Genomic DNA, 12,368 nt, shown 5'->3' with positions numbered 1-12,368 from the left:
ACAGCGTCCTTTTCTATAACTGCTCGTCATGCAAAAAATTAGCTTCCAGAAGCTAAACGACAGGTTACAACGCTGGGTGGCTCGGGATGGCAGGGTATTCCGGAGACCTGGCGGCAGTATAGGTCGTTCACAAAATCATTACAATTAACCTACATATAGTTTGTCGGGTTTTATGCAGAACAGTGACATCCATCACGATAACAACATTCTTTTAAAATTTAATCATCTGATTTGACAAAACTTAAACATTGTTGTTACAAACTACACCTAATAAGGCATATAATTCGCAAAAGTTATGGGGTCTTGCTTTCACCTGAGAATAAGTTATGTAACAGTGTGATGCTATTGACCGATGTAATCAGGACAGTTATTAGTGATATACAGGTTTGATAAATTCGGACTGCTGAGACGCTGATTTGCTGTTTTTTCACTGTATTTTCAATGTGTACTGGCACGCGCCATTGCTCTGTACCCTGGTTCTCCCTCTCCACAGAGCTGCGAGCTAATAACAAACTGGTAACGTTGACGGGCAGTTGAAAGCAAATCCGGTAACTGGCAGTCTTAAGCAATAAGGCGCTAAGGAGACCGTAAATGGCTGATAAAAAAGCAAACATCACCTACAATGGTGACGCTGCTATTGAACTGGATGTGCTAAAAGGCACGCTCGGTCAGGATGTTATTGATATCCGTAGTCTCGGTTCAAAAGGGGTTTTTACTTTTGACCCTGGTTTCACCTCCACCGCATCGTGTGAATCAAAAATCACTTTTATCGACGGTGATGAAGGCATTTTGTTACACCGCGGTTTCCCAATTGATCAACTGGCGACCGAATCCAACTACCTGGAAGTGAGCTACATCCTGCTATACGGCGAAAAACCGACGCAGGAGCAGTTTGCAGAGTTCAAACTGACAGTCACCCGCCACACCATGATTCATGAGCAGATCACCCGTCTGTTCAACGGCTTCCGTCGCGACTCACATCCGATGGCGGTACTTTGTGGCGTGACCGGCGCACTGGCTGCGTTCTACCACGATTCGCTGGATGTGAACAATCCGCGCCACCGTGAAATCGCGGCGTTCCGCCTGCTGTCCAAAATGCCGACCGTGGCAGCGATGTGTTACAAATACTCCATCGGTCAGCCGTTTATTTATCCGCGCAACGATCTCTCCTACGCTGGCAACTTCCTGCATATGATGTTCGCCACTCCGTGTGAACCGTATGAAGTGAATCCTGTGCTGGAACGCGCCATGGATCGTATTCTGATCCTGCATGCCGATCACGAGCAAAACGCCTCCACCTCTACTGTGCGTACCGCTGGTTCTTCTGGTGCAAACCCGTTTGCCTGTATCGCGGCCGGTATCGCCTCTCTATGGGGACCGGCGCACGGCGGCGCCAACGAAGCGGCACTGAGAATGCTGGAAGAGATCAGCTCAGTGAAACATATTCCGGAATTCCTGCGTCGCGCCAAAGACAAGAACGATTCGTTCCGTCTGATGGGCTTCGGTCACCGTGTCTACAAGAACTACGACCCACGCGCTACTGTGATGCGTGAAACCTGCCACGAAGTGCTGCGCGAGCTGGGTACAAAAGACGACCTGCTGGAAGTGGCAATGGAACTGGAGCACATTGCGCTCAACGACCCGTACTTTATCGAACGCAAACTCTACCCGAACGTCGACTTCTACTCCGGTATTATCCTGAAAGCGATGGGTATCCCGGCGTCCATGTTTACCGTTATCTTTGCGATGGCACGTACCGTGGGCTGGATTGCGCATTGGAGCGAAATGCACGACGATGGCGTCAAGATTGCCCGCCCACGTCAGCTTTATACCGGCTACGCCAAACGCGAATTCTCCTCCGATCTGAAAAAAGATTAAGGGTCAATCCGCATGAAGAAACGCGCCAGTGGGCGCGTTTTTTATTTCAGCATTGGCAGCCTGGGCACCAGTAAAACGGGCGTGATGAGAGCATGGTTTTTTCGATGATCCCACCGCAGCGCTCACACACATCCCCTGCCCGGTGGAAGACCCGGAAGCGAAACAGCGCGCCGTGATGCTTGTTCTCATACACAGTGCCGCGCGTCTGCCAGGACAAACGAGGAATATCCAGCAACGCCTGCGCCAGCACATCAAGCTGGGTATCATCCAGTTCGGCGGCATTATGCTGCGGCGCCAACGCGCAGTACCAGAGGATCTCCACGCGTAAATAGTTACCCAGCCCGGCCAGAAACGCCTGATCAAGCAGCAATCCCGAGAAGCGACGCTGGCGAAAACGCGCTGATAACAGGCGTTCTTTCACCTGTGCCGCCGTGAGTGTCATGTTCAGCACATCCGGCCCGAGCCGTTGTAAAAAAGGGTGCCGGGCCAGTTGTTCCGCCGTGAGCATGGCAATATCTGACGCGCTGTAAAGCAAGATGGCTTTATCGGCCGTCTGTAATTTTACGCGCAGCACGCGGTTGGTTTGCGGCGTTTCGCCCGCATTCACCACGCGCCAGACACCGTAAAGCTGGTTATGGCTGTAGAGGGTCAACCCGCCAGAAAAGTGCGTCAACAGCGCCTTGCCGCGTGTTTCAATCTGCTCGATGCGCTGTCCCACAAGGCCTGGGGCGAAATCGGTTAGCTGCGGCAGAGCAAACCAGACATCGGTCAGTGGTTTTCCCTGAACCGCCGCTTCAAGCATATCTGCCGCCCGGCGGATTTCCGGACCTTCCGGCATGTAAAACTCCTTGTGTTATCGTGCGGAAATAATCACTCCACGCTGGGTAAAAGCAGCATTCAGGCGGCGGGCAAACAGTAACGCATGCTCACCGTCGCCGTGCAGACACACCGTTTGCGCCTGCACGGAAACATACTCGCCTTCAATACTTTTGACACGCCCTGCCAGCACCATCTCCAGCGTTTGCGCCAGCGCCACATTGTCATCGTCAATCAACGCACCCGGCTCGTTGCGTGGTACCAGCCGACCATCGCTGTGATAGCCGCGATCGGCAAACACTTCCTGGCGGGTGAGCAGCCCCCAGTTTTTTCCGGCGCGGATCAGTTCGCTGCCTGCCAGCCCGATCAGAATCAAATCCGGATCAACATCGTGTACCGCACTGGCAATAGCGTCAGCCAGTTGCGCATCATTTGCCGCCTGGTTGTATAGCATGCCGTGGGGCTTCACATGCTGTAATTTGCCGCCTTCAGCATGCACCATCGCTGCCAGTGCGCCGATTTGGTACAGCACCTGGGCATACACTGTTTCTGGCGGTAGTTGCATCGCCGTACGACCGAAGTTTTCCCGATCGGGAAACGAGGGATGAGCACCGACTGCGACCCCGTTACGTAGCGCTTCGCGCACGCATGTCAGCATTGTCCCGGCATCGCCCGCATGAAAACCACAGGCGATATTGGCCGACGAAACCAGTTTCAACAACGCAGCATCATTGCCGCAGCCTTCGCCAAGATCGGCGTTTAAATCAATCTTCATGCATTAACCGCCATGCCAGTTGTTCAAGGTAACGCTGTTGATCCTGACGGGCATACAGCGCTTCATCCAGTGAACATTGAACAAAATGCACCGGTTGCCCAAGAGGAATTTGCGCCAAATGGTACATATCGGCCTCAATAATGCAGGCAATACGCGGGTATCCGCCGGTTGTCTGAGCATCATTCATCAACACAATCGGCTGGCCGTTTGACGGCACCTGTATAACGCCAGGTAATAAGCCGTGGGAGAGCAGCTCGCGTGAAGTCATCCGTAACAGTGGCCGCCCCTGTAAGCGGTATCCCATGCGGTTGCTCTGCGGGCTTATCTGCCACGGCAGACGCCAGAATGCTTCCTGCGAAGCCGTGTCGAATTCATGATATTCCGGCCCCGGCAGCGCGCGAATGCGGTTGCCCCACAGCAGTTGTTTTACACCCTGCTGGGTACGAAATTGCTGCTCCGGTTCTACCAGAGGCAGTGTATCGCCATCACGTAGCAGTCGCCCTTCCAACCCACCGACAGCGGCTTTCAGGTCAGTACTACCGGAACCCAGCACCTCCGGCAGCGCAAAACCACCCGCCACCGCCAGATAGCTACGCACACCGTGCAGTGGACGTTTCAGCACCAGCCGCTGTCCAGCTTTTGCCACAAAACGCCAGCCCGTCCACACGGGTTTACCGTCGAGCTTCGCTTCACAACCCGCGCCAGTCAGGGCAAACCAGCAACGGCTTTCGAACACCACTTCGAACTGGCCAAGCGTGATCTCAAGCCCGGCCGTATCGGGTGTATTGCCCACCAGTGCATTGGCAATTTTCAGCGCAGGTGCGTCCAGCGCACCACAATAGCTGATTCCGGACTGGCGCAAACCGGTACGCTTCCCCCCCTGCAAAGTCGTGTAAATACCGGCGCGAATAATTTTCAACATACGCCCTCCTTGCGCGGAATGAAGCGCAGTGTGTCGCCAGGACGCAGCAGTGACGGTTCTGTTAAACGCGGATTAAAGAGCGCCAAATCAGTGCGGCCAATCAGGTTCCAACCGCCGGGCGTCTCCAGCGGATAGATGCCAGTCTGTGCGCCACCAATACCGACAGAACCCACCGCTACGCGAACGCGCGGTTCAGCGCGTCGCGGCGTGGCCAGCGCTTCCGGCAGGCCGCCCAGATAGGGAAAGCCAGGCTGAAAACCAATAAACCAGACCACGTAATCAACAGAGGCATGCAGCTCCACCACCTGTTTTTCACTCATCCGACAATGTTCCGCTACCCGTCCGAGATCCGGTCCGGCATCGCCGCCGTACAGCACTGGGATCTCAATGGCGCGAGATTCCGGCTCCAGCGCCTCACTATCTTCCCACCAGCGCTGCAGGCGTTCAATAGCATCCAGCACCAGCGTGCCCGGATCGCTCAGCACAACTGTCATGTTATTCATCCCTGGAATGACTTCCGCCACCTCCGGCATCGTGGACAGCCGCTGCGTCAACCGCCAGATCCGCTTTTGCGTCGCCAACTGTACAGGAGGCTCAAGCTCCAGCACCACGGCAGTTTCCCCTAATAAATAACAACGCGCTCGCTGCACTTGTTCACTCCTCAGGCCGGGTTCGGAATATCCACAAACGTAACATCAAGATCGGTATGCGTATTCAGCCAGTCGCTCAGGGCGCGAATACCGCCGCGTTCGGTAGCATGGTGCCCCGCCGCGTAGAAATGCAGCCCTTGCTCGCGCGCGGAGTGAATGGTCTGCTCCGACACCTCGCCGGTGATAAAGGCATCAACGCCAAAACGAGCAGCTTTATCGATAAAACCCTGTCCGCCACCGGTACACCAGGCGACACGTTTCACAAGATCCGGCCCAGTATCGCCGCACCAGAGCGGTTTACGCCCCAGACGAGCTTCAATCCAGGAAGCCAGTTCCAGCCCCGGTACTGGCATCGTTAGTTCTCCCCACGACAACAGCTCTTCGATTTCTCCTTGCAGGGTAATACCGAGCAGTGCCGCCAGTTGTGCGTTATTGCCCAGTTCCGGGTGCGCATCGAGCGGCAGATGCCAGCCATACAGGTTGATGTCGTTCGCCAGAAGCGTTTTCAGGCGGTTACGCTTCATGCCCAGAATGACCGGCGCTTCATTTTTCCAGAAATAGCCGTGATGGACGATTACCGCGTCCGCCTGTTGACGTACCGCCTCATCCAGTAACGCCTGGCTGGCGGTCACGCCAGTGACAATTTTTTGCACCGTTTCCCGTCCTTCAACCTGTAGGCCGTTCGGGCCGTAGTCACTGAATGCCGCACTGTTCAGTTTCTCGTTAATCAGTTTTTCCAGTTCGGTATTTTTCATCAATGCTCTCTTTATGCTTTACGGGCGGCTTCATACGCCGCCAGAGTGGCGGCTCGTGTCTGTTTATGGTCCACAATTGGGCGGGGATAATCGAGACGTAGCCCCTGTTTATCCGCCCACGCCCAGGGTTGATGGAGATGCTTTTCCGGCACCGCTTGTAATTCAGGTAACCAGCGACGAATAAACTCGCCTCTGGCGTCAAAGCGTTCCCCCTGCGTGGTGGGGTTGAAAATGCGAAAATAAGGCACCGCATCGGTCCCCGTTGAGGCAGCCCACTGCCAGCCGCCATTGTTTGCCGCCAGATCACCATCAATCAACTGGGAGATAAAATAGCGCTCTCCGCAGCGCCAGTCGATAAGTAAGTCCTTGACCAGAAAGCTGGCCACGATCATCCGCAGTCGATTATGCATCCAGCCGGTACTGTTCAACTGACGCATTGCGGCATCAACAATCGGAAAGCCAGTGCTGCCCTTTTGCCAGGCCTCAAGCTGCTGTTGATTTTCCTGCCACTGCACCTTATCGGTCCAGGGGATAAAAGGTTTGTGCTTGCAGAGTGCCGGATGGAACATCATCAGATGACGGTAAAACTCTCGCCAGATCAGCTCATTGAGCCATACTGCGCCGCTTCCGCCATCGAGCGCCTGCGGCTGCTCGGCCAGTAAATGGTGCAGACACTGGCGCGGCGACAGTGCACCAATCGCCAGCGCGGCGGAGAGGCGGCTGGTACCTTCAATCGCCGGAAAATCACGTTGCTGCTCATACTCTGCCGCCTGCTGCTGGCAAAAGTGGCGTAGCCGGGCAATCACGCTTTTCTCATCAATGGGGAAAAGTTGTTCATCAAACGGCTGCTGCGGGTAGTTAAGTATGATCGGCTTAGCAATGGGCCGCGTCCCTTTCCGCGAGCACGGTGCGGCTACGCATTCGGGCAGTTTCTCTTTTAGCCGCCGTAAAAAAGCGTTTTTGAACGGCGTAAAGACTTTATACATCTCGTGATTGCCAGTCATCACGCTGCCCGGTGCCAGCATCACGCTGTCGTCAAACCTCTGGCAGGATACGTTTGGCAGCGCTTTTTCTACAGCCCCATCACGCTGGCGTTCATTGAATTCATACTGAGAGTTATAAAAAAGATGGCTTACCTGCTCACTGGCACAGATTTGGGCAAGGACCTGCACGCAGGCAGCAAAATCATCCACCTCGCGGTAGAGCAGCGGAATGCCCTTTTCCGCCAGCGACTGTTGCAGTGAGTTAAGACAGGCGTTGAGCAGCGCCGCCTGGCGCGGCGCCATGTGATGCTGCTGCCACTGTGCTGGCGTGGCAATAAAAAGCGCGATAACACGGACGCCGGGATTGTGGCAAGCGGCCGCGAGCGCAAGATTATCATGTACGCGCAAATCCGCGCGAAACCAGACCAGATGGGTGGGCATATCACTCCTTATGCCCGTAACAAAAGGGCAGTGCTGCGAATTGTTAATCCGCTGCGCCTGGCGGCACAGTGTAAATGTAGCAAAAAGGTTACCTCAAAAAAAAACCACCGCAAGGCGGTGGCTTAGAGGATTTACTGTATGTAATCGATTAATAAAAGTCGCAGGCTACTTTGTCGGCCTGGTCCATCCACACCGGTTTTTCACTGGTTTTCGCCCAGACGCGGTGCAGGTAGCTATAAAAACGTGCGCGATCTTTCCAGAATAACATCACCGGTAATGCCAGAACGCCTGCCAGAATAGCGAAAGCGCGGCGCATCAACACAACGTGTGCCGGAAACGCTTTATATGTGTTCATAATCCTCTCCCCTTTGTCCGGCCAGCAATCACTACCGGAAAATGTTCCCGCCTTACAGAAAACCAGGGCGGCGCTGAAATCTGGTTAAAATAGTATCGCTTTATTCGTAATTTTACTACTCATCCGACCACTATTTTCTGTCAATGTCGGACTTATTTATGCGCTGGCGGTAAATTAGTTACAAAACGGTTAAATTATCACTAACCATTAGTTAATGCGTGGTTTACCCGAGGTTTCTCTGCTTGCCCAACCAATGTTTTTGGCCATTTTTATATTTTTTTTACACCCCACCTGGCGATTTTTGCGAAATCTTTGCGCTGAAAAAACTACTTTTACAATACATCCTTAAATCACCCTGGAGGTGAATTGTGAATGCAGGCGTAATAATCGGCATCGTGCTGGTTTTCCTGTTATTGGGCTACCTGGTTTATGCCCTGATTAACGCGGAGGATTTCTGATGGCCGCTCAGGCATTTCTTCTGGTCGCCAGCTTTTTACTGGTGCTATTTATTCTTGCGCGTCCGCTGGGATCGTTACTGGCAAAACTCATTGCCGGACAGGCGCTGCCCGGTACGGCAACAATCGAAAATATCCTCTGGCGTGGACTCGGTATTGATACTCGGGAAATGAACTGGCGGCACTATTTGTTCGCCATCCTGTGGCTGAATACGCTCGGTATTGTGCTGCTATTTGCCCTGCTTATGTTGCAGGGCATTTTGCCAATGAACCCGCAAAACCTGCCCGGCCTCTCATGGCATCTGGCGCTGAATACAGCGGTCAGTTTTGTTACGAATACCAACTGGCAATCCTATTCTGGCGAAAGCACGCTGAGTTATTTCAGCCAGATGGTCGGGCTGACGGTGCAAAACTTCCTCTCCGCAGCAACGGGGATTGCTGTGATATTCGCGCTGATCCGCGCCTTTGCGCGCCGCAGCATGGATACGCTCGGTAACGCGTGGGTGGATCTCACCCGCATTATCCTGTGGGTGTTACTGCCAATTTCACTGGTCATTGCATTGTTCTTTATTCAGCAAGGCGTACTGCAAAACTTTTTGCCTTATCAGTCTTACACCTCGCTGGAAGGCGTTCAGCACTTGATGCCAATGGGGCCAGTCGCGTCCCAGGAAGCGATCAAAATGCTCGGCACCAACGGCGGGGGATTCTTCAACGCCAACTCCGCTCACCCGTTTGAAAATCCGACCGCATTGACCAACATCGTTCAGATGCTGGTGATCTTCCTGATCCCGGCTGCGCTTTGCTTTGCTTTTGGCGATGCCGTGGCGGACCGTCGCCAGGGGCACATGCTGCTGTGGGCAATGTCGCTGATCTTCGTGGTCTGCGCCAGCGTGGTGATGTGGGCAGAGTTCCAGGGTAACCCGCACTTCCTGACGCTCGGCGGCGACAGCGCCATCAATATGGAAGGCAAAGAGAGCCGTTTTGGCATTCTGGCGAGCAGCCTGTATGCAGTGGTCACAACCGCCGCCTCATGCGGCGCGGTGAATGCCATGCATGACTCCTTTACCGCGCTGGGCGGCATGATCCCGATGTGGCTGATGCAGATTGGCGAAGTGGTGTTCGGCGGCGTGGGCTCGGGTCTCTACGGCATGCTGCTGTTCGTGCTGCTGGCGGTGTTTATTGCTGGCTTAATGATTGGTCGTACGCCGGAGTTTATCGGCAAAAAAATCGATGTCCGCGAGATGAAAATGACCGCGCTGGCGATCCTCGTCACCCCGGCGCTGGTGCTAATTGGCACCGCGCTGGCGATGATGACCGACGCCGGGCGTAGTGGCATGTCTAACCCCGGCATTCACGGCTTTAGTGAAGTACTGTATGCCGTTTCGTCAGCAGCCAACAACAACGGCAGCGCCTTTGCCGGATTAAGCACCAACACCCCGTTCTGGAACTGCCTGCTGGCATTCTGCATGTTCTTCGGACGTTTCGGTGTGATTGTTCCGGTGATGGCAATTGCTGGTTCACTGGTTGGTAAGAAAATCCAGCCCGCCAGCACAGGCACCCTGCCAACGCACGGCGCGTTGTTTATTGGCCTGCTGATCGGCACGGTACTGCTGGTTGGCGCATTGACCTTTATTCCTGCCCTGGCGCTCGGCCCGGTAGCGGAATACCTCTTATTTTGAGACTGGCGGAGACGCGTTTTATGAGTCGCAAACAACTGGCCCTGTTCGAACCGAACCTTGTTCGCCAGGCGCTGATGGATTCGGTGACCAAGTTAAGCCCGCAAGTACAGTGGCGTAACCCGGTAATGTTTATTGTCTGGATCGGCAGCCTGTTGACCACCATCCTGACTGTGGCAATGGCAACAGGCCACCTTGACGGCAGCGCGTGGTTTACCGGCGCAGTCAGCCTGTGGTTGTGGATTACGGTATTGTTCGCCAACTTTGCAGAGGCGCTGGCGGAAGGTCGCAGCAAAGCACAGGCCAATAGCCTGAAAGGGGTGAAAAAAACCGCTTTCGCCCGCAAATTACGCGCCCCGCAGCATGATGCGCAAATCGACCATATTCCGGCAGCAGATCTGCGTAAAGGCGATGTAGTGCTGGTCGAGGCCGGTGACATTATTCCTTGTGATGGAGAAGTGATTGAAGGCGGTGCATCGGTGGATGAGAGCGCGATCACTGGTGAATCAGCACCGGTGATCCGTGAGTCCGGCGGCGATTTTGCTTCGGTCACAGGCGGGACACGTATTCTTTCTGACTGGCTGGTGATCCAGTGCAGCGTTAACCCCGGTGAAACGTTCCTCGACCGCATGATTGCGATGGTGGAAGGTGCGCAACGGCGTAAAACACCGAATGAGATCGCCCTGACCATTCTGCTGGTTGCCCTGACCCTTGTCTTCCTGCTGGCAACCGCCACCTTGTGGCCATTCTCGGTATATGGCGGCCAGGCGGTCAGCGTTACTGTGCTGGTGGCCCTGCTGGTATGCCTGATCCCAACGACTATCGGCGGACTGCTGTCTGCGATTGGCGTTGCCGGGATGAGTCGCATGCTGGGTGCGAATGTGATTGCCACCAGCGGTCGTGCGGTAGAAGCGGCGGGTGATATTGATGTGCTGCTGCTGGATAAAACCGGCACCATCACCTTAGGTAACCGCCAGGCATCCGATTTCCTGCCCGCGCAGGGCGTGGATGAAAAAATGTTGGCCGATGCTGCGCAACTCTCCTCGTTGGCGGATGAAACGCCGGAAGGCCGCAGTATTGTGATACTGGCCAAACGCCGTTTTAATCTGCGCGAACGCGATATGCAAAGTCTGCAAGCCACCTTTGTGCCCTTCACTGCGCAAACCCGCATGAGCGGCATCAACGTGCAGGATCGAATGATCCGTAAAGGTTCGGTGGATGCGATTCGTCGTCACATCGCCGCCAATGGCGGTCAATTCCCGGCCGATGTGGAAACGCTGGTCGAACGTGTCGCCCGTCAGGGTGCCACGCCGCTGGTCGTTGCCGAAGGGGCGAAAGTGCTGGGCATCATCGCGCTGAAAGATATCGTCAAAGGCGGGATTAAAGAGCGTTTTGCCCAGTTGCGTAAAATGGGCATTAAAACGGTAATGATCACCGGGGATAACCGCTTAACCGCTGCGGCGATTGCCGCTGAAGCCGGTGTCGATGATTTCCTTGCGGAAGCGACGCCGGAAGCGAAACTGGCGTTGATCCGCCAGTATCAGGCGGAAGGTCGTCTGGTGGCGATGACGGGTGATGGCACTAACGATGCGCCAGCGCTGGCACAGGCAGATGTTGCAGTAGCGATGAACTCCGGCACACAGGCCGCAAAAGAAGCGGGCAACATGGTGGATCTCGACTCTAACCCCACCAAATTGATTGAAGTGGTGCATATCGGTAAACAGATGCTGATGACTCGTGGTTCGCTGACCACCTTCAGTATCGCCAACGATGTGGCGAAATACTTCGCCATCATTCCGGCGGCATTTGCAGCAACCTATCCGCAACTGAATACGCTGAACGTAATGCATCTGCACTCCCCGGCATCGGCAATTTTAAGCGCGGTGATCTTTAACGCGCTGGTGATTGTGTTTCTTATCCCGCTGGCGCTGAAAGGGGTGAGCTACAAGCCGCTTACCGCTTCCGCCATGCTGCGCCGCAACCTGTGGATCTACGGGTTGGGCGGGCTGGTGGTGCCGTTTATCGGTATCAAGGCGATCGACCTGATTTTGACCCTGTTTGGCCTGGTGTAAGAGGTATAAAAAATGGCTTTATTACGTCCCGCATTTCTGCTTTTGATGCTCTTCACCCTGATTACCGGCGGGATCTACCCGCTGGTAACTACCGCGCTCGGGCAGTGGTGGTTTAATCCGCAAGCGAACGGCTCACTGATCCGTGAGGGCGATACCGTGCGCGGTTCACGCTTGCTGGGTCAGAACTTTACCGCACCGATTTATTTTCACGGTCGCCCTTCTGCCACTGCCGATGCACCTTATAATCCAATGGCGTCCGGCGGCAGCAACCTGGCAGGCAGCAACCCGGAGCTGGATAAAGAAGTGGCGGCTCGCGTGGCACAACTGCGCGCAGAGAACTCACAAGCAGATACGCATGTTCCGGTGGAGTTGATTACCACCTCGGCGAGCGGCCTTGATGGTCAACTCTCTCCGACCGCTACTGCCTGGCAGATCCCGCGCGTGGCGCAAGCCCGTCACTTACCGGTGACAGAAGTGGAAAAAATGGTGGCTGAACATACCACCACGCCGCTGGTCAACTTTATTGGCCGTCCGGTGGTCAACATAGTGGAACTCAATCTGGCGCTGGATGCACTCAAGGATAAATAAAG

The 12,368-nt window shown here is 54.7% G+C and carries 13 protein-coding genes; 6 read left to right on the top strand and 7 right to left on the bottom strand.

All coding sequences use genetic code 11. The annotated features are described in order from the left end of the window. Positions 1-231 precede the first annotated feature (231 nt). The gene (locus GA0061070_RS25920; protein ID WP_425256034.1) at positions 232-390 is read left to right on the top strand and encodes a hypothetical protein; all 159 of its coding nucleotides are present in this window, start codon (positions 232-234) and stop codon (positions 388-390) included. Positions 391-591: 201 nt separating this feature from the next. Next, positions 592-1,878: a citrate synthase gene (locus tag GA0061070_RS02385; RefSeq protein ID WP_090133339.1), complete on the top strand. Its 1,287-nt coding sequence runs from the start codon at positions 592-594 to the stop codon at positions 1,876-1,878. Between the two features lie 46 nt (positions 1,879-1,924). On the opposite strand, the gene nei is transcribed toward GA0061070_RS02385, so the two are convergent. The 7 genes from nei to GA0061070_RS02350 all read right to left on the bottom strand — a co-directional run bounded on the left by nei (position 1,925) and on the right by GA0061070_RS02350 (position 7,575). Beyond that, positions 1,925-2,716, bottom strand: coding sequence for an endonuclease VIII (gene nei / locus GA0061070_RS02380; protein WP_090133337.1), 792 nt, complete (start codon positions 2,714-2,716; stop codon positions 1,925-1,927). Positions 2,717-2,731: 15 nt separating this feature from the next. Continuing rightward, positions 2,732-3,469: a 5-oxoprolinase subunit PxpA gene (gene pxpA / locus GA0061070_RS02375; protein ID WP_090133335.1), complete on the bottom strand. Its 738-nt coding sequence runs from the start codon at positions 3,467-3,469 to the stop codon at positions 2,732-2,734. After that, entirely contained in the window at positions 3,459-4,391 is a 933-nt protein-coding gene (gene pxpC, locus GA0061070_RS02370; protein WP_090133333.1) for a 5-oxoprolinase subunit PxpC, read from the bottom strand. The genes pxpA and pxpC overlap by 11 nt, the downstream gene beginning before the upstream one ends. Then, a complete protein-coding gene (gene pxpB, locus GA0061070_RS02365) occupies positions 4,385-5,041 on the bottom strand; it encodes a 5-oxoprolinase subunit PxpB (RefSeq protein ID WP_090133331.1) in 657 nt (218 codons plus the stop codon). The genes pxpC and pxpB overlap by 7 nt, the downstream gene beginning before the upstream one ends. Positions 5,042-5,052: 11 nt before the next feature. Then, positions 5,053-5,796 carry a type 2 GTP cyclohydrolase I gene (locus GA0061070_RS02360; RefSeq protein ID WP_090133329.1) on the bottom strand — a complete coding sequence of 248 codons (744 nt, stop codon included), beginning with the start codon at positions 5,794-5,796 and terminating at the stop codon, positions 5,053-5,055. Positions 5,797-5,807: 11 nt separating this feature from the next. Further along, positions 5,808-7,220 carry a deoxyribodipyrimidine photo-lyase gene (phrB, locus tag GA0061070_RS02355; protein WP_090133327.1) on the bottom strand — a complete coding sequence of 471 codons (1,413 nt, stop codon included), beginning with the start codon at positions 7,218-7,220 and terminating at the stop codon, positions 5,808-5,810. A gap of 148 nt (positions 7,221-7,368) precedes the next feature. Continuing rightward, positions 7,369-7,575: a YbfA family protein gene (locus tag GA0061070_RS02350; protein ID WP_090133324.1), complete on the bottom strand. Its 207-nt coding sequence runs from the start codon at positions 7,573-7,575 to the stop codon at positions 7,369-7,371. Between the two features lie 368 nt (positions 7,576-7,943). Between GA0061070_RS02350 and kdpF the strand changes: the two genes are divergently transcribed. From kdpF to kdpC, 4 genes are read left to right on the top strand one after another with little or no spacing between them, the layout of a single operon-like run. Continuing rightward, positions 7,944-8,033 carry a K(+)-transporting ATPase subunit F gene (gene kdpF, locus GA0061070_RS02345; protein ID WP_090118949.1) on the top strand — a complete coding sequence of 30 codons (90 nt, stop codon included), beginning with the start codon at positions 7,944-7,946 and terminating at the stop codon, positions 8,031-8,033. Beyond that, on the top strand, positions 8,033-9,709 hold the full coding sequence (kdpA, locus tag GA0061070_RS02340; protein WP_090133323.1) for a potassium-transporting ATPase subunit KdpA: 1,677 nt from the start codon (positions 8,033-8,035) through the stop codon (positions 9,707-9,709). Before kdpF ends, kdpA begins: the two co-directional genes overlap by 1 nt. Positions 9,710-9,729: 20 nt before the next feature. Further along, positions 9,730-11,778 (top strand): potassium-transporting ATPase subunit KdpB, encoded by a 2,049-nt coding sequence (gene kdpB / locus GA0061070_RS02335; RefSeq protein WP_090133322.1) that lies wholly within the window; start codon positions 9,730-9,732, stop codon positions 11,776-11,778. A gap of 12 nt (positions 11,779-11,790) precedes the next feature. Further along, complete coding sequence (kdpC, locus tag GA0061070_RS02330) at positions 11,791-12,366, top strand: potassium-transporting ATPase subunit KdpC (protein WP_090133321.1); 576 nt, start codon at positions 11,791-11,793, stop codon at positions 12,364-12,366. The last annotated feature ends 2 nt before the right edge of the window (positions 12,367-12,368 follow it).

Source organism: Kosakonia oryziphila, from assembly GCF_900094795.1.
Lineage (GTDB): Bacteria > Pseudomonadota > Gammaproteobacteria > Enterobacterales > Enterobacteriaceae > Kosakonia > Kosakonia oryziphila.
Note: the sequence above shows the minus strand (reverse complement) of the source record. Positions and strands in the feature narration are given on the sequence as shown.

Bases quoted from the DNA above. Each gene is read 5' to 3' on its own strand.
- kdpA (WP_090133323.1), top strand. From the start codon at position 8,033: ATGGCCGCTCAGGCATTTCTTCTGGTCGCCAGCTTTTTACTGGTGCTA.
- pxpC (WP_090133333.1), bottom strand. From the start codon at position 4,391: ATGTTGAAAATTATTCGCGCCGGTATTTACACGACTTTGCAGGGGGGG.
- nei (WP_090133337.1), bottom strand. From the start codon at position 2,716: ATGCCGGAAGGTCCGGAAATCCGCCGGGCGGCAGATATGCTTGAAGCG.
- GA0061070_RS02350 (WP_090133324.1), bottom strand. From the start codon at position 7,575: ATGAACACATATAAAGCGTTTCCGGCACACGTTGTGTTGATGCGCCGC.
- kdpC (WP_090133321.1), top strand. From the start codon at position 11,791: ATGGCTTTATTACGTCCCGCATTTCTGCTTTTGATGCTCTTCACCCTG.
- kdpB (WP_090133322.1), top strand. From the start codon at position 9,730: ATGAGTCGCAAACAACTGGCCCTGTTCGAACCGAACCTTGTTCGCCAG.
- pxpA (WP_090133335.1), bottom strand. From the start codon at position 3,469: ATGAAGATTGATTTAAACGCCGATCTTGGCGAAGGCTGCGGCAATGAT.
- GA0061070_RS02360 (WP_090133329.1), bottom strand. From the start codon at position 5,796: ATGAAAAATACCGAACTGGAAAAACTGATTAACGAGAAACTGAACAGT.
- GA0061070_RS02385 (WP_090133339.1), top strand. From the start codon at position 592: ATGGCTGATAAAAAAGCAAACATCACCTACAATGGTGACGCTGCTATT.
- phrB (WP_090133327.1), bottom strand. From the start codon at position 7,220: ATGCCCACCCATCTGGTCTGGTTTCGCGCGGATTTGCGCGTACATGAT.